Annotated in this window: 16 protein-coding genes; 15 read left to right on the top strand and 1 reads right to left on the bottom strand. The window is 45.6% G+C overall.

What is annotated here, in order from left to right; translation table 11 throughout:
- The first annotated feature begins 13 nt into the window (after positions 1-13).
- The 12 genes from MFP28_RS09210 to MFP28_RS09155 all read left to right on the top strand — a co-directional run bounded on the left by MFP28_RS09210 (position 14) and on the right by MFP28_RS09155 (position 11,554).
- On the top strand, positions 14-1,609 hold the full coding sequence (locus MFP28_RS09210) for an ABC transporter substrate-binding protein (protein WP_002907166.1): 1,596 nt from the start codon (positions 14-16) through the stop codon (positions 1,607-1,609).
- A 3-nt stretch (positions 1,610-1,612) separates the two neighbouring features.
- On the top strand, positions 1,613-2,395 hold the full coding sequence (locus MFP28_RS09205) for an ABC transporter ATP-binding protein (protein WP_002907165.1): 783 nt from the start codon (positions 1,613-1,615) through the stop codon (positions 2,393-2,395).
- Positions 2,392-3,162 carry an ABC transporter ATP-binding protein gene (locus tag MFP28_RS09200; protein WP_002907164.1) on the top strand — a complete coding sequence of 257 codons (771 nt, stop codon included), beginning with the start codon at positions 2,392-2,394 and terminating at the stop codon, positions 3,160-3,162. The genes MFP28_RS09205 and MFP28_RS09200 overlap by 4 nt, the downstream gene beginning before the upstream one ends.
- A complete protein-coding gene (locus MFP28_RS09195) occupies positions 3,152-4,135 on the top strand; it encodes a M14 family metallopeptidase (protein WP_032916059.1) in 984 nt (327 codons plus the stop codon). Before MFP28_RS09200 ends, MFP28_RS09195 begins: the two co-directional genes overlap by 11 nt.
- Entirely contained in the window at positions 4,128-5,123 is a 996-nt protein-coding gene (locus MFP28_RS09190) for an ABC transporter permease (RefSeq protein ID WP_002907162.1), read from the top strand. The genes MFP28_RS09195 and MFP28_RS09190 overlap by 8 nt, the downstream gene beginning before the upstream one ends.
- Entirely contained in the window at positions 5,116-5,925 is an 810-nt protein-coding gene (locus MFP28_RS09185) for an ABC transporter permease (RefSeq protein WP_002907161.1), read from the top strand. The genes MFP28_RS09190 and MFP28_RS09185 overlap by 8 nt, the downstream gene beginning before the upstream one ends.
- Positions 5,926-6,010: 85 nt before the next feature.
- Complete coding sequence (nikA, locus tag MFP28_RS09180) at positions 6,011-7,618, top strand: nickel ABC transporter substrate-binding protein (RefSeq protein WP_002907159.1); 1,608 nt, start codon at positions 6,011-6,013, stop codon at positions 7,616-7,618.
- A 91-nt stretch (positions 7,619-7,709) separates the two neighbouring features.
- On the top strand, positions 7,710-8,651 hold the full coding sequence (locus MFP28_RS09175) for an ABC transporter permease (RefSeq protein WP_002907158.1): 942 nt from the start codon (positions 7,710-7,712) through the stop codon (positions 8,649-8,651).
- Entirely contained in the window at positions 8,644-9,450 is an 807-nt protein-coding gene (locus MFP28_RS09170) for an ABC transporter permease (protein WP_002907157.1), read from the top strand. Before MFP28_RS09175 ends, MFP28_RS09170 begins: the two co-directional genes overlap by 8 nt.
- The gene (locus MFP28_RS09165) at positions 9,438-10,229 is read left to right on the top strand and encodes an ABC transporter ATP-binding protein (protein WP_002907156.1); all 792 of its coding nucleotides are present in this window, start codon (positions 9,438-9,440) and stop codon (positions 10,227-10,229) included. The genes MFP28_RS09170 and MFP28_RS09165 overlap by 13 nt, the downstream gene beginning before the upstream one ends.
- Positions 10,216-10,926, top strand: a complete 711-nt coding sequence (locus tag MFP28_RS09160; protein ID WP_002907155.1) for an ABC transporter ATP-binding protein — start codon at positions 10,216-10,218, stop codon at positions 10,924-10,926. Before MFP28_RS09165 ends, MFP28_RS09160 begins: the two co-directional genes overlap by 14 nt.
- A gap of 52 nt (positions 10,927-10,978) precedes the next feature.
- Entirely contained in the window at positions 10,979-11,554 is a 576-nt protein-coding gene (locus MFP28_RS09155; RefSeq protein WP_002907154.1) for a flavin reductase family protein, read from the top strand.
- 32 nt (positions 11,555-11,586) lie between these two features.
- Here the strand turns inward: MFP28_RS09155 and queG are convergent, their stop codons facing one another.
- On the bottom strand, positions 11,587-12,729 hold the full coding sequence (gene queG / locus MFP28_RS09150; protein ID WP_002907153.1) for a tRNA epoxyqueuosine(34) reductase QueG: 1,143 nt from the start codon (positions 12,727-12,729) through the stop codon (positions 11,587-11,589).
- Positions 12,730-12,912: 183 nt separating this feature from the next.
- Between queG and MFP28_RS09145 the strand changes: the two genes are divergently transcribed.
- From MFP28_RS09145 to MFP28_RS09135, 3 genes are all read left to right on the top strand, one after another.
- Positions 12,913-13,569 (top strand): hypothetical protein, encoded by a 657-nt coding sequence (locus tag MFP28_RS09145; RefSeq protein WP_002907152.1) that lies wholly within the window; start codon positions 12,913-12,915, stop codon positions 13,567-13,569.
- 303 nt (positions 13,570-13,872) lie between these two features.
- Entirely contained in the window at positions 13,873-14,604 is a 732-nt protein-coding gene (locus tag MFP28_RS09140) for a hypothetical protein (protein WP_002907150.1), read from the top strand.
- Between the two features lie 305 nt (positions 14,605-14,909).
- Positions 14,910-16,226: a phosphoserine phosphatase gene (locus MFP28_RS09135; protein WP_032916053.1), complete on the top strand. Its 1,317-nt coding sequence runs from the start codon at positions 14,910-14,912 to the stop codon at positions 16,224-16,226.
- Positions 16,227-16,229: the final 3 nt, after the last annotated feature.

Genomic DNA, 16,229 nt, shown 5'->3' with positions numbered 1-16,229 from the left:
AGCGTATTTAGATTTGACTAGGACAGAACGTCTAAAAGTAGTTTACAAAATAGAAAAGGAATTTGAATATTTTATGAAATATTTTAAAAAAATAATGGTTTTAGCCTTGGCAGGCCTAGCCCTAGCTTCCTGTGTAAACCCTAGCAAAACCAGCGAGTCTGCTAGCGATGGTGACAGCAAGACTGTAACTATCGGCTATACTCAATTTCCAGAAAATATTGACCCAGCAGCGGAATACAATGGCTGGTTCACGGTCCGTTACGGAGTGGGAGAAACCCTCTTTAAGATGGACGACAAACTTGAGGTGAAACCTTGGTTGGCTGAGAAAATCGAAGCAGTATCAGACCTAGAGTGGAAAATTACCCTCAAGGATAAGGTTGTCTTCCAAAATGGTGAAAAAATGACCGGTGAAAAGGTCAAAGCTTCTCTAGAACGCCTGGTTGAGAAGAGTGAGCGGGCAGCTGCCGATCTGAGCATTGACAGCATATCTGCAGAGGGTCAAACTGTGACCATCAAGACAAAGGCTGTGCAGCCGATCATGGCTAATCTCTTGGCAGAGCCCTACTCCGCTATTGTGGATACGACTGGCAAGAGCGCATCTGATAAGGCTCCTGTCGGAACTGGACCTTACATGGTGACCAAGTACACTCCTGAGAGCGGAGCAGAGCTCAAGGCTTATGACGACTACTGGGATGGCAAGCCCAAAGTTGCTAATCTGAAGATTAAATACTTCTCTGATCCGACAGCTATTTCTGCAGCCCTCAAGTCTAAAGAAGTCGACGCTGTCTATGGTCTGCCTTATGCAAATCTAAGTACCTATGCTTCCGATAAGAACTACAAAATTTCTGAAGTAGAAGGTTCCCGCTACCTAGCTTACTACTATAACTTTGAAAATCCTTACGTAGCAGATGACAAGTTCCGTCAGGCTTTAGATACCTTGGTAGACAAGAAGACCTACTCAGAATCCCTCTTTAAAGGCTCAGCTGTACCAGCTGTTGGACCTTTCCCTAAAGGGTTTGCCTTTGCCCTGCAAAAGAGCGTCCATGAATTTAACGTAGACAAGGCTAAGAAACTCTTGGATGAAGCTGGCTACAAGGATACTGACGGCGATGGCTACCGTGAAAAAGACGGTCAAAAAGTCAGCATTGAGCTGCTGTCCTTTACTCGTCTGCCTGAAATGCCGCTGGCTGTAGAAGCAACCCAGCAACAGCTCAAGGAAGTCGGAATCGAAGCGACTATTAAGAAAGTTGAAGTCAGTGCCGTTTCCAGTGAAAAGGACTATGCCTTCACACCTTACGCTGTGGTAGCAGCTCCGATTGGTGACCCGTATGCCTTCTTCAACAGTGCTGTCAAGACCAATGGTACAGCCAATATCGGTCACTACAGCAACCCAGAAGCAGACAAGAAAATCGAAGAGTTGGCGACTGAAACTGATCCAGCTAAGCGCAATCAGCTCAGCAAGGAAATCCAAGAAATCATGGACAAGGACTATGGCTTTACCATTATCGGCTTCTTCAAGGTCGCTCTGGTAATGGACAAGTCCGTCTCTGGTTTGGAATCCCATCCAACAGACTACTATCACGTCAGCAACAAACTATCAAAGGAATAAAACATGCTGGAAATGAAAGATCTGCTGGTGCAGTCAGCAGATAAAGTCATTCTCGATCGGGTCTCCCTCTCTCTTGCAGAGGGGGAGTCCCTTTCGATTGTGGGCGAGAGTGGCAGTGGCAAGTCCACCCTGCTCAAGATGCTGCTGGGCCTCCCTCTTAGGGGGCTGACAGTGACAGAGGGCAGTATTACCTTTGAGGGGCAGGAAATTCAGCCCCAGAACCACCGCATTTCTCTGCCTTTTGTAGGCCGAGAAGTGGCTTGGATTAGTCAGCATGCCAGTCTCAGCTTCAATAACCGCCGTAAGATCAAAAAGCATTATCAGGACTTGGTGAAAAATCAGGGCCAGCAGGCAGCAAATCTCCGTCCCTTGGAAGAATGCTTAGAGATGGTGGGGCTGCTGCCTGAAAAAGTCGTCAATAAGTATCCTTTCGAACTTAGTGGCGGTATGATGCAGCTAGTTGGTGTGGCGCTAGCTCTAGCCAGCAGGCCCAAACTATTGCTGGCTGATGAGCCGACTAGCGCTCTGGATGTCCTGTCGAAAATGAAGCTGCTTAATCTCTTGAGCCAGCTTCATCAAGAGGAAAACATGGCCATTCTCTTTGTCACACATGATATCAGCGTAGCTGAGCATCTGGCGCAAAAGGTAGTGGTCATGAAGGAAGGACAGATTGTCGAAAGCGGTCCAGCCCATCAAGTTCTCCGCCATCCTGAGCAGGCCTACACCCAGAAATTGCTGAAGGCTGTGCCCAAGCTGGCAGAGTTTAGAGAAGGGGAGCAGCTATGAGTCAAGTATTGGTCGGTCGCCAGCTGACCTACGAGTATGGTCAGATTGGTAATCGGAGAATTGGTGTCTTTGATATTGATATTAGCTTGGAAAAGGGACGAGCTATGGGGCTGGTCGGAGAGTCAGGATCTGGCAAGAGTACCATTGCCAATCTTATCTGTCGCTTTTTAAAGCCAGATCAAGGGGAGCTGACTCTACTAGGCAAGCCAGTCTCTGCCTACAAGGATAGGGAATACTATGCTCGGGTCCAGTACATTGCCCAGCAGCCCCAGTCGACCTTTCATCCCAAGCGCAGCATTCAGCAGAGCCTAGAAGAGGTCTGTCGAAACTTTTCTTTCTATCAGCAGCCGTCTGATAGGAAGCAAGTCATCCATGACTTGCTGAGATCGGTTGGTCTGACACCTGAGCTTGCTCAGAGGCTGCCACACCAGCTGAGCGGAGGAGAATGTCAGCGGGCAGCTATTGCCCGTGCCTTGCTGATTAATCCCGATGTGCTCATCTGCGATGAAATCACCAGTGCTCTGGATGTGACCGTTCAGTATGAAGTCATGCAGCTGCTGGCAGACATCAAGGAGCGCTCGCAGACCTCCTTTCTCTTCATCTCTCATGACATCGCTCTGGTCAGCAATTTTGCGGAAGATTTGGTCGTCCTCAAGGACGGAATCGTGCAGGAGAAGGGCAGCATGCGAGAGGTCATCTCTGCTCCCAAGAGTGACTATACCAAGCTCTTGCTCAGTCAGTACAGGGAGGATGAAGATGAGGATTAAGCAAGAACTAGACTCTATGGCTCCATGCAGCAGCTATCAAGGAAGTCTGCCTATCACGGATGAGCTGGCTATCCAGTACACTCTGCTCAAAGGACAGGCCTCCCAGCCCTTGCTGACCATCAGTGCTGCAGTCCATGGCTGTGAGTATGTCGGGGTTAAGGCGCTGATGGACTTGGCGCATGAATGGGACTTTAACTTTCAGGGCTCTGTCCTCCTCCTGCATGCAGTCAATGTCAGCGGCTTCTGGGCTCGGGAGACGACACTTGTACCTGAGGACGGCCTCAATCTGAACAGGATTTTTCAGGATCAAGAGCCAGTTTCCAGCCTCAGCTATCAGATTCGGTCTGTGATTGAGAGTCAGGTCTTTAGTGTCAGTGATTTCCTCATTGACCTGCACAGTGGCAATCGGGAAGAACTGCTGACACCGCATGGTTACTACTCTCTGCGGGCAAATCCAGAGGTGATGGAAAAGTCCTATCAGATGCTGCAGGCTTCTGGGACACCGATAATCTACCAATCTCAGGACCGCGGCAATCTCTACCACGCTGCCTCAGTAGACTATGGACTGCCTAGCATCCTGCTGGAGCAGGGGGAAAATGGCACCTGTCTGCCAGAGGATGTTCTGGCTATGAAGGAGTCAGTCAAACAAGTCGCCCGCTATCTTTTTGAAGGGACCATGCCTTATTATAAGCAGGCGCCGCTGATCTTTGACGACAGTTACTATCTGACCTGTCAGAGGTCGGGGTGCTGGATGTGCTTTGTCCGGCCCAATCAAACAGTACAGGCTGGTCAGGTCATTGGCGAAATCTGTGATATTTATGGCAATATTTTAGAAAAGGTGACTGCCAAGGAAGACGGTCTGGTCCTCTACCAGAAAGCGACCCTGGTCGTCCACCAAGGCGAAGTGCTGCTGGCCGTTGCCAGCAAGAAGCCTGAAAGCTACCAGACATCTGAAAGGGAGGCGCATGATTAAATTTATTATCAAAACGATTCTGCAATTCGTCCTCATCCTGCTCTGCGTCAGCTTTATCTCCTTTTTGCTGGTTTATCTAGCACCGGGAGATCCGGCTGAGAGTATCCTCAATGCTCAGGGTATTCCTTTTACCAAGGAATTGCTGGAAATCAAGCGGGCTGAGATGGGCCTGAATGGCAGCTTTATGGAGCAATATCTGGCCTGGCTGGTCAGGATTGTCCATGGCGACTTTGGTGTGACCTATAATTCCGGAGCTTCGGTCTGGGAGCAGCTGGTTTTCTATTTTCCCAATACAGTCTACCTAGCTTTTTATACCCTGCTAGCGACTCTGGGAATTTCCCTGCCGACAGCTCTCTACACATCCTACCATGCTGGAAAGCCGGTTGACCGCTTCTTGATGGCAGGTCTGGCTTTTCTGAATGCCATTCCTAGCTTTGTTATGGGGATTATCCTGATTCTGATCTTTTCTGTTCAGCTGCACTGGCTTCCCATTCAGGCAACGGCCAATGAGCTGGGCTTAGTCTTGCCAGTCATAACACTGGCCATGATCATGTCCACTCGCTATATTCCGCAGCTGCGGACCGCTCTGATAGAAGTGCTGCATTCACCAGAAGTCGAAGGTGCGCGGGGTCGGGGGATTCGAGAGGGGCATATCCTTTTGCATGACGTGATTTACAATGTCCTGCCCTTTCTTCTCACCTTGGTCAGCCTTTCTCTGGGCTCGCTCTTGGGTGGTGTAGCTATTATCGAGCATCTCTTTTCCTGGCCGGGTATCGGTAAGATGCTGATTGGAGTAGTTGCCAAGCGGGATTATCCCCTCATTCAGGGGGCGGTCCTCTTTATTACAGCTGGGGTCTTGACTGTAAATCTAGTCTTTCAGCTGCTTACGGTTTGGCTCAATCCTCGCGTCCGACTGGCTCAGGAAAATCCCAAACTGCTGCCGCGCATGAAGAGACTAAAAACAAGCAAGGAGGTCTCGTATGGATAAGAAAATCAATCGAAAACTCTTAGTCTTGGGCGGCCTTATCATCCTGGCCCTGGTCCTATCCTCCTTGGCTCCTCGTCTCTTGGGTGACAGTTTGACCAAGGTCAATCTGGGACAAGCCCTGCAAGGACCGAGCAGCAGTGAGTGGTTCGGAACAGACGCTCTAGGCCGGTCTGTCTTTGCGCGTGCAGTAAGCGGAGGTGCGGAAACAGTTCTGCCAGCCCTGATGATTCTAATGCTGATTGCGGCAGTGGGCTCCTTTATAGGGGTGACCAGTGCCTTCATCGGCGGAAAATTCGACCAGCTCATCTTGCTGGTTATCACGGCTTTTCAGTCTTTCCCCTCTATCATTTTGGTTATTGCCATCGTCAGTATCTTGGGCATCGGTCTCCAGCAAACCCTCATCGCTATCTGCCTGACGGCCTGGACCAAGTATGCCTACCTGATGCGCTCCATGACCCTACAGCTGAAAAATGAACCCTATATCCAGTCCTCGAAAATGTATGGCAATAGTTTTTGGACGACTCTGAAAAACTATTATTTCCCCAGTCTTTTTCCTCAGATTCTGACGACCATGAGCTTTGACATCAGCACCATTATCATGGAAATCGCTGGTCTCAGCTTTGTCGGATTGGGAGCTCAGGCACCGTCGCCTGAGTGGGGAGCCATGATCAATGACGGCCGGATTTACATCCAGGAAGCTCCCTGGATTGTGGTCTTCCCTTGTATCTTACTGATTCTGACCATTCTCCTCTTTACCAAGTTCGGAGATGCTCTCAACAGCAAGTACAACCGCATGAATTGATCATAAAAAAAACATAAACTATAGCCCCCTATCTCTTGGGACTGCGATCATAAAAATATGAATACAAGAAAGTGATTCAATAAAAATGAGAAAAAAACTATTTTTATTAGTTGTCCTCTTGCTGCCCTTATTCTTGGTAGCCTGCCAGCAAAACTCAAACTCATCCAAACAGGTCGGTGAGAAAGACAAACTCACCATGGTCTGGGGAGAGGACTTTGGGGATGTCAATCCTCACCGCTACAATCCAGACCAATTTGTCATTCAAGATATGGTCTATGAAGGCCTAGTCCGCTACGGTGACAATGGTAAGATCGAGCCAGCCTTGGCTGAAAGCTGGGATATCAGCGAAGATGGTAAAACCTATACCTTCAAGTTGAGAAAGGCAAAATTCTCAGACGACTCTGACTTTAATGCTGAGAATGTCAAACGGAATTTCGATACCGTCTTTTCAGAGGAAAATAAGAAAAACCACACTTGGTTTGACTTTACCAACCAGCTGGAAAGCTATCGAGTTGTAGATGAGCATACCTTTGAAATTAAGCTCAAACAAGCCTACAGTGCGACTCTCTATGATTTATCAATGATTCGTCCAATCCGCTTCATAGCTGATGCTGCCTTCCCTGATGGAGATGATACGACCAAGGACAACCTCAAGAAGCCAATCGGAACCGGTCAATGGGTTGTCAAAGACAAGAAGCCAAACGAGTACATCACCTTTACCCGTAACGAAAAGTACTGGGGTGAAAAGCCTAAACTGAAAGAAGTAACTGTCAAGATTATCCCAGACCCACAAACCCGTGCTCTTGAGTTTGAGTCTGGCAATGTTGACTTGATCTATGGAAATGGCGTTATCGGTTTGGATAACTTTGCTAAGTATGCCAAGGATGATAAGTACACGACAGACGTATCTCAGCCAATGTCCAGCCGCCTCATGCTCTTAAATGCCAAGCAGGAAATCTTCAAAGACAAGACTGTCCGTCAGGCGATGAACCATGCGGTTGATAAGAAGTCTATCGCGAAAGACATTTTCCGCGGAACAGAAACACCAGCTGATACCATCTTCTCTAAATCTACCCCTCACTCTGACGCCAATCTGACTCCCTATGAATACGATATCGAGCTGGCTGAAAAGATGCTGGATCAAGCAGGCTGGAAGAAAGGCTCTGACGGTATCCGCGAAAAAGACGGCAAGAAATTAAGCCTGAATGTTCCTTATATCTCGTCTAAGGCGACAGACAAGGACTTGGTTGAGTACTTCCAGGGCGAATGGAAGAAAATCGGAATCGATGTTCAGCTTAAAGCTATGGAAGAAGATGACTACTGGGAAAATATTAAGACTGGCGACTTTGATTTGATGCTGACCTTCTCTTGGGGAGCACCTTGGGATCCGCATGCTTGGATGACTGCCCTGACTTCACCAGCAGACCATGGTCACCCAGAAAATGTTTCCCTGGAAGCTCTGCCATCTAAGTCAGAAATGGACAGCATTATCAAGGCGACACTGGTCGAACCAGATGAAGCAAAAGTTGATGAAGGCTACAAGAAAGTTCTCACTATGCTCCATGATGAAGCCATCTATATCCCTATTACTTACCAATCTGTTGTCTCTGTCTATCGCAAGGGAGAAATCAAAGGTATGCGCTTTGCCCCAGAAGAAAATGCATTCCCACTGCGCTATATTGAGAAAAAATAAAAACTGGCTTCATAACTACAGATTTTAATATAAAGGGAGTAGTGCTGCTGAGTTGAAAAGCTTAGCAGCCGCCCCTTTTCTTTTAAGGACTATGATAAAAGATTTATTTAAAAAAATAGTTTCTTTCCTAGCTGCCCTATTGATGATATCGGTATTGACCTTTCTCTTGGCCAAGCTATCCTCGGCAGATCAAGCAGAAAATTATCTAAGGGTATCTAAGATTCAAGTGACTCCTCAATCCTTGGAAAAAGCCAGAGATTATCTGGGACTCAATCAGCCTTGGCCCCAGCAGTATCTAGGTTGGCTGACTAAGGCCCTTCGTGGGGATTTTGGAACATCTTATCTCTTAAAGGTTCCTGTCCTGCCCTTGGTGCTGGAGCGTTTCCAGTCGACCCTTTCTCTGGGCTTGACATCCTTTGCTCTCATTTTGCTTACGTCCATTCCTTTGGGGATTTTTAGTGCAGTCTACAAGGGTTCTCTCTTTGATAAGGTCACTCGCTTTCTATCCTTTTCCAGTGTTTCCATGCCCAGCTTTTGGCTAGGTTACATGCTGATTGTAGTTTTTGCTGTTCAGCTCAGATGGCTGCCAGTTTCGGGCAAGCAGGACCTTAGCAGCTTGATTCTTCCTAGTCTGACCCTCAGTATGTCATTGATTGGCCAATATACTGCTTTGATCCGCAAGGCCGTGCTGGAGCAGATGAACAGTGTTCATGTCGAAAATGCCCTCCTGCGCGGAGTCAGTAAATTCTTCCTGGTCAAGAATCATCTCTTGAGAAATTCACTGCCAGCTATTGCGACAGGCCTGAGCCTGACCTTGGTCTATCTTCTGACAGGATCCTTAATTGTCGAAGAAGTCTTCTCTTGGAATGGTGTCGGTTCCCTCTTTGTAGATGCGCTGCAGTCTGTGGATCTGCCCATTATCCAGTGCTGTATGCTTTTATTTGGCCTATTATTCTTGGGAAATAACATTCTAACCCAGCAGCTGCCGCTCTGGATAGATCCTAGAGTCAGAAAAAGGAGGAGCAATGTCTAAACGATTTATTTTTTCAAGTGTCATTTTGCTGGTCCTCTTCATCTGCGCTCTCTTTGCTCCCTATCTATCCTCTTTTGATCCCCAGCATGTGGAGATTTCAAATAAACTAATGGCACCTGACGCTGTTCATCTGCTGGGGACCGATCAGCTGGGCAGAGATGTCTTGTCTCGTCTGCTGCACGGGGCTCGTTATTCCCTCTTTTTCTCCTTGACTATCAGTCTGCTGGAAGTGGTTATCGGTGTGGCAGTTGGCTTGCTGATCGGATGGTACCAGGGAAAGGCTGAAGCCACCTTCTTATGGTTTGCAAATGTTATTTCCGCCTTTCCTAGCTTCCTGCTATCGCTAGCTACTGTTGGGATATTGGGACAGGGAATGACCAATATGATTCTAGCCATTGTCATCATAGAGTGGGTCTACTATGCTCGGGTGACGGCCAATCTGGTCAAGAGTGCCAAAGAGGAAGCCTATGTTATTTCTGCCCAGACCATGGGACTCTCTCAGGTTCATATTCTCAAAACTCATATCCTGCCCTTTATATACAAGCCTATTTTGATTATTGTGCTGATGAATATCGGGAATATCATTCTCATGATTTCTGGCTTTTCCTTTCTGGGAATTGGTGTCCAGCCCAACATTACCGAGTGGGGCATGATGCTGCATGATGCTAGAAGCCATTTTCAAACGGCAACTTGGATGATGCTGGCGCCCGGACTGGCTATCTTTCTGACTGTGGTCGCCTTTAATCTATTTGCCGAATGCTTTGAAGAGAAAGGCTGGAAACAGATATGGAAAAAATAGCAGTAAAGCAACTGACAGCCCAGATTGAGGGAAAGATCATTCTGCAGGACATCAGCTTTGAAGTGGAGGCGGGTCAGTCTCTGGTCATCATTGGGGAGAGTGGTTCTGGTAAAACCCTCTTAACCAAGATATTGATTGGCCAACTGCCTTCATCCTTGAGCATGCAAGGAGAAGTTCTCTATGGCACTATGTCTCTAGAGCGCAACTCTCTCAAGGACTGGCAGCAGCTGCGGGGGAGGAAAGTGGCCTATATGTCACAAAATCCGATGGCTATGTTCAATCCCTTTCAGACCATTCAAAGCCATTTTTGGGAAACCCTGCGCAGCCATTGCAAGATTTCAAAAAGCGCTTGTCTGGCTAAGGCCATAGCTTCTATGAAAGAAGTCAGACTGGGAGAGCCGGAAGAGCTTTTGAAGAAATATCCTTTTGAGCTCAGCGGCGGTATGCTGCAGCGTGTCATGCTGGCTATCTTGCTTTGCCTAGAGCCAGAGACTATTATTTTGGATGAGCCTACTTCGGCGCTAGATATCCACAATCGCGAGCAGATTATTCTCATCTTAAAGGAGCAGTTAGCTAAAGGAAAGACCCTCATCACAGTGACCCATGATTATCATTTGGCGCAGGAGCTAGGAGGCAAGATGCTTGTCATATATCAGGGGGCTATCATGGAGGAAGGTCCAGTGGACAAGATCCTCGAAAGTCCTTCGCAGACCTATAGCCAAGACCTTATCTTAGGAAATCCATACGAACGGTTGGTGAGACAAGATGCTGGAATGTAGACATGTTTTTAAAAAATTCGATGGTAAAATGGTTGTCAAAGACTGTAACTTCTCCGTCCAGAAAGGTGAAATGATTGGTCTGATGGGCGAGAGCGGCAGTGGTAAGAGCACGCTGGCTAAATTGCTGATTGGTCTAGAAAAGCCCAGTCAAGGTCAGGTCTTACTAGATGGCCAGCCCTATTCAGTCAAAAAGTCTGGCGTGAGAATTCTGCTGGTCTTTCAGGACTCACTCCATTCGGTCAATCCGCACTTTACAGTCGAGCAGGTCTTGACAGAGGCCCTGTCAAAAGATGTGGCTAGAGACGAGATAGAAGCCATTCTAGAAGACGTCGGTCTGGATAAAAGCTATCTGAATCAGCCAGCGCGCCAGCTCAGTGGCGGCCAGCTCCAGAGGATTTGCATCGCCCGAGGCCTGCTCTTAAAGCCAGATATTCTTATCTTTGATGAGGCTCTAAGCGGTCTGGATCCCATTGTTCAAGGCAGGTTGTTACGCCTCCTATATGATTTGTGGGAGAAATACCAGCTGACCTATCTTTTCATCTCGCATGATTTCAAGCTGAGCTATGCTCTCTGCCATCGGATTTTGGTCATGGCAGACGGGGAAATCGTTGATGAGATAAAGGACTTTGAGCTTCCTATCCAAGCTCATCACCCCGTGACAGAGAAGTTGATAGGCGACATGGGACATTTCAGCTGATGCATACCCCAGCCAGCTGATCTATTTTAAAATTAAACATAAAGGAACATATATGAAACGTACTTTTGAAACGAGAAAACTTTACTTCGGCTTTCCAGTCTTCTTTTTAGGCTATAAGGACGATGTGCACGGCTATAATATTTCAACCTCAAGCTCGGTTTATTCCTTGGGCAGTATGATGGTTATTGCCATGCGTACCAAGGGGAATGCCATTACAGAGATTACCAAGCACCAGCAATTCACTGTTAATGTCCCAGAGAAGGAACTGACCAAAGAGTCTGAAATTGCTGGCTTCAATAGCCGCAAGGACAAGTTTGCCCTGACCGGTCTCAGCTATACAATCGGCGAGACTGTGGATGCTCCGCTGGTAGACCAATGCCCTGTATCCATTGAGTGTCAGGTGCTGGATATGGTCGAATGCGGTGCCTTGACCAATGTCATCGCCCGTGTCACTCGGCGCGTGGTAGATGAGGAGTTGATTGATGAGAATGACGCTTTCCGCAGCGACCGCTTTTCCCCTATCAGCTACATGGGAGATGGAGATGGCCGGCTTTACCGCTATTTCAGCGACGAGTCAGTCAAGATGGGCTCTATCATCAAAGAAATCCGCAAACAAGAAGAAAAATAAAGAAACCGCTGGGATATTTAGGTCTCAGCGGTTTAGTTTTCTATCAAAAGTTTTTCTTCTAGGCCAAATTTCTCTAGAAAACGGTCTTGCTCTTCTTGGATTTGCGGGGTCGGATTTTTGATGCCCATGACCAGTTCTATCATCTCCGGATGGACCTCACGCACCAGCTGACACAGAGCCCAGATAGCTGTAGCGACATGAATCGGATTTTGCCCTTTGTCAATAATTTCCAGCATTTTGGGAATAGCAGAGCGATCATTGGCGTTTGCCAGAGCGATAATGGCATTGCGCTGCAGGATATTTTTCCCCCGCCAGCTGCCGGCCACATGACCGAATTTCTCCTTAAACTGACCGTTGGAAAGCTCCAAGAAAGGCAGGAGCTCCGGATGAGAAAGGTCGGGGTCAATCTCTGTCGCCAGAGGATTGTCCAAGCCTTTATTATAAGGACAGCAAATTTGGCAGATATCACAGCCATAGATGACAGTCTTAATCTTCTTGCGAAATTCCAGATCCATGACGCCCTTGTCCTGAGTCTGAAAGGACAGACAGCGCTTGGCATTCATGCTGCCATCGCCAATCAAGCAGGAAGTAGGACAGGCTGTCACGCAGCGATTGCAGTCTCCGCATCCGTAGTCGACGGGCTGATCGGGCTCGATGTCCAGATTGGTGATGAGCTCTCCTAAAAACATATAGGAGCCAAATTCCTTGGAGATGACCAAGCCGTTCTTGCCGATAAAGCCGATTCCTGCTCTCTGGGCTACGGCGGTATCGACCAAGGCGCCCGTGTCCACCATGCCCTTGTATTCAAAGTCAGCGGTCAGCTCTTCGATTCCCTTGGCAAGCCGGTCCAGCTTGTCCTGCAGGACATAGTGGTAGTCTAATCCCCAGCTGTTGGGGGTGAATTTGCCCCGCTTGTAGGCCGTTTTCTGAGGCTGCTGCTTGAGCTTGTGGGGGTAAGCGACTGCGATAGAGATAATGGTCTTGGCTGAGGCTAGACTGAGCTTGGGCTTGATCCGCTCCTCGATGTTTTTATGTTCAAATCCTGAATTTCGCCCTTCGTCTACAGCCAAGCGCAGCGATTTCTCCAGATAGTCGAAATCATCCGCTGTCGTAAAGCCAATCTTAGAAATCCCAATTTCTTTTGCTAAGTTAATAATTTCTTCTTTGATGTTCATCCTTACTATTATAGCGGAAAAATGCCAACTTGGCGAATGATTGAGAAAGGGAGCTATCCTATAGAACTATACCTATAGTTTTATAAGACTTCCTTAGCCTATATACTGTATGATATAATGAAATGTGGAATTTTTTTATAGAAAGATCCGCAAAGTTTAGGGGAAATTTTATAAAGTTAAACAATGGGAGTTTACAAAATGAAAAAGAGATATTATGAATTTTTGAATGTTCTTGTTACGGATTGTAATCCAATCAAAAACTTAGATTTTTATAAGGCTGGTTTAGTTGAGTTATTTTTTGTCTCACTGGTATCTATAGTTTCTATTTTCTTACGGGGTGAGATGCATCACCTGAGCATGATAGTCATGAATTTTACTATTGTTCACACGCTTATCTTGTTCCTGGCCTTTTTACTCTTCCAAAAGTTTTTTGATACCAAAGCCTTGCAGCTCATTCCGACCAGCTCTTACCTATTTCTTCATTTTGAATTGCTTTTTTGGGGCTCCATCTTTTTTGGTGAGAACCACTTAGCATTTTTTATGATTTTTATCATACTCAGCTTGTCCTATCAGTTGATTAATTTGCTCTATCAGATGGTGATCGTTTCAAAATTGAGATATTTTGAACAAAAACAAAAGATCAACATTTTGCAGATTCATGCCATCGTCCTGTGCTGCCTGTCAGCAGGAGTAGCAGTCATCACTCGCTTGTTTATGCTGTCAGGAATCTATATGATTATTGCCTTGGTAGGCTTGAGCATCGCATTGACGCCCTTGTATCTATTGGGCTATGCACAAGTTTTCACAGGCTGGAGAAATCAAGTGCCTGAAAAATTGTAGAATTAAAGGGGATTGTCGAAGAAACAATTTCCCTTTTTTTATTAAGAGGGAAGCTGGAGATATGAACGTATCCTTTATAACTGGATTGTTTATCAAGAATGATTTAAAATGGATAAGAGTAATTAATACTGAGAAGTTTAGAAGAAACAAAAATATCAATACAGGAGCTGCGAAATGAAGAAAAAATATTACGATTTTTTGAATATGATTATTATAGATTATAGACCAATAAATAATTCAGATTTTTACAAATCTTTTCTAATAGAACTAATGGCTTAAACTAGTGGAAGGTTGGTTTCTTTAATGGTAAAGATAAATAGAAAAGATAAAGTGAAGATTACTAATATAGAAAGAGAAAGATACCATGGTCCTTTGATCACACATGGTGTTAGTTTAGGATATATCAAGCTGTATCCATGGATAAATTTACCATTTTGCTCATTTTTCTTTTACTGGGCCCTTATAGGTGAAACAGGAAGTCGTCAGGGATGGATTAAAGTTCTATTTTTGACTTGCATCATTCTTAATGTGGTAAGTATTTTATTTGCTTTTTCTAAGTTTCTAATCAATCGATTTAAATTTTTAACCTATATTCTGATTGCTTTGCTTACTTGGAGCGCATTAGTTTGGATCAATTTTATCGGAATGTTGATGTTTGCAATAGTAGGAGATTCAAAAAGTATAGAGGGAATATATCAATCCCCTCTCACTCCATTTTATGTAATATTGATGATGTTCCTTTTTATCTTTGCTTGTGGCCTCTATGCTTGGTACTATCTCCCAAAGAATCAGGGGAAAGTCTGGGCTTTTAATCAAGTAAAAGAGGGAGATAGAAAGAAAACATGGTGGAATAATTTTGCTATAGCTTTTGCTGGGGCAACAATCATTCCCTCCCTCCTAACGGGTTATATTCAGAATGCCTTTGGTGTTTTATTGGGAATTTTGTTGACCTTGACTTTGCCAGCTGTTATGGTAGATGCGTTTTATGCAGCTATTTATATAAGGAAGTATCCGAAAAGTGATGAACTGATTTGAGTTCTTTTAGTAGCTGACAAAAATTTGAGTGGTGTACCGAATATCTCCTATGTAGTTAAACAGTTATAGCGTTTATATTCTAAAAGTTTGCTAAGGTAGAGAAATAATTTTTCTCTGCCTTTATTTTTTTACAAATCTGAAAGCGCTTCATTGACAAAGTCTGCCAGATAGTTTATAATATAATAACAGTATAGAAAATGGCAAGGAAGCCTGATTTGATCGCAATGAAGCGAGTGTTTCAGAATCAAAGGGGTTTTCTATGCCATTTTTTTGCGCACTATTATTTTTTATGGAGGATTGTTTCTATGCGGACAAAAGGAATTGTGCTGCTTTGTAGTTTGGCTTTGCTTCTGGGAGCTTGTCAAGCGGGGAATAATAAGACGACGACTGAGTCATCCTCGGCTAAGACAGAGACAACAGATAAGGACAAGGCTAAGACTTTGGATAAGGGCGTCTGGGAAGACAAGCTTTATGCCCGCCTGACCAAGCTCATCAAGGAGAATGGGAACACCAGCTCTACCTACGATAAAAATAAAAAACCTTATGCCGTCTTTGACTGGGACAATACGACCGTTATTAACGACATTGGCGAAGCAACCTTTACCTATCAAATTGAAAATCTGGCCTTTAAAATGACGCCGGAAGAATTTGACCAAGCAGTACGGACCAATATACCGAGCGACGATTTTGTTGAAGATTTCCATAATAAAGATGGTGAACCAGTGAACATTGACAAGATTGCGGCCGACCTGCTCTCTGACTATACGGCTATTTACAATAGCTATAAGGGAATGCAAGGAGACAAGTCTCTGGAAGAAGTCAAAAAGACTGATGAATACCAAGATTTTGCTGCTAAACTCCGCTATCTTTACGAAGCGATTGGTGACACCTTCAGCTCTGACATCAGCTATCCATGGGTGACCTACCTCTATGCAGGTATGACTTCTGAAGAAGTTCAAGCTCTATCTGAAAAGTCTATTGACCAAGCTCTTCAAGACAAGCTGACTTCTGAAACTTGGGAAAGTCCAGAAAGCTTGAAAGGTGAGTCAGGCCAAATTACTGTGACCTTCAAGCGCGGTGTTCGTTCAGTCAAGGAAATGCAAAATCTCTACAAGACTCTGATGGCTAACGGCATTGATGTCTATATCTGCTCAGCGTCTTATATCGATGTGATTATCCCTTATGCTAGCAATTCTAAGTATGGCTACAATATTCCTAAAGAAAATGTTACTGCTATGCGCCTGAAAAAGGATGATAAGGGTGTGATTCAGCCGGAATACGATACCAACTATGCTCAGACTCAGGGTGAGGGCAAGACAGAGACCATCAAGAAGCTGATTGCTGTCAATCATGACAATCAAGAACCAATCCTGATTGCCGGCGACAGTAATGGTGACTATGCTATGCTCACGGACTTCCCTAAACTGCAAATGGGTATCATCTTCAATCTTTTGAGAGACCCTAGCAAGGGAATCGGTCTTTTGCAAACTAAGGCAATTGAAACTTACGGCCAGGAAGATGCCCTTTACTATCTGCAAGGCCGCGATGAAAATAAAGGTGTACTGCTCAACGGCAGGGAAACTATCAAACTAGATAGTAAGGAAGCCCAGCTAAGCAGATAGCAG

The sequence above is a fragment of the Streptococcus sanguinis genome (assembly GCF_050234405.1).
GTDB classification, from domain to species: Bacteria; Bacillota; Bacilli; order Lactobacillales; family Streptococcaceae; genus Streptococcus; species Streptococcus sanguinis_W.
The sequence above is the reverse complement of the archived record's forward strand: the minus strand, read 5'-3'. Positions and strand labels throughout refer to the sequence as shown.

Bases quoted from the DNA above. Each gene is read 5' to 3' on its own strand.
- MFP28_RS09205 (WP_002907165.1), top strand. From the start codon at position 1,613: ATGCTGGAAATGAAAGATCTGCTGGTGCAGTCAGCAGATAAAGTCATT.
- MFP28_RS09200 (WP_002907164.1), top strand. From the start codon at position 2,392: ATGAGTCAAGTATTGGTCGGTCGCCAGCTGACCTACGAGTATGGTCAG.
- MFP28_RS09195 (WP_032916059.1), top strand. From the start codon at position 3,152: ATGAGGATTAAGCAAGAACTAGACTCTATGGCTCCATGCAGCAGCTAT.
- MFP28_RS09190 (WP_002907162.1), top strand. From the start codon at position 4,128: ATGATTAAATTTATTATCAAAACGATTCTGCAATTCGTCCTCATCCTG.
- MFP28_RS09185 (WP_002907161.1), top strand. From the start codon at position 5,116: ATGGATAAGAAAATCAATCGAAAACTCTTAGTCTTGGGCGGCCTTATC.
- nikA (WP_002907159.1), top strand. From the start codon at position 6,011: ATGAGAAAAAAACTATTTTTATTAGTTGTCCTCTTGCTGCCCTTATTC.
- MFP28_RS09175 (WP_002907158.1), top strand. From the start codon at position 7,710: ATGATAAAAGATTTATTTAAAAAAATAGTTTCTTTCCTAGCTGCCCTA.
- MFP28_RS09170 (WP_002907157.1), top strand. From the start codon at position 8,644: ATGTCTAAACGATTTATTTTTTCAAGTGTCATTTTGCTGGTCCTCTTC.
- MFP28_RS09165 (WP_002907156.1), top strand. From the start codon at position 9,438: ATGGAAAAAATAGCAGTAAAGCAACTGACAGCCCAGATTGAGGGAAAG.
- MFP28_RS09160 (WP_002907155.1), top strand. From the start codon at position 10,216: ATGCTGGAATGTAGACATGTTTTTAAAAAATTCGATGGTAAAATGGTT.
- MFP28_RS09155 (WP_002907154.1), top strand. From the start codon at position 10,979: ATGAAACGTACTTTTGAAACGAGAAAACTTTACTTCGGCTTTCCAGTC.
- queG (WP_002907153.1), bottom strand. From the start codon at position 12,729: ATGAACATCAAAGAAGAAATTATTAACTTAGCAAAAGAAATTGGGATT.
- MFP28_RS09145 (WP_002907152.1), top strand. From the start codon at position 12,913: ATGGGAGTTTACAAAATGAAAAAGAGATATTATGAATTTTTGAATGTT.
- MFP28_RS09140 (WP_002907150.1), top strand. From the start codon at position 13,873: ATGGTAAAGATAAATAGAAAAGATAAAGTGAAGATTACTAATATAGAA.
- MFP28_RS09135 (WP_032916053.1), top strand. From the start codon at position 14,910: ATGCGGACAAAAGGAATTGTGCTGCTTTGTAGTTTGGCTTTGCTTCTG.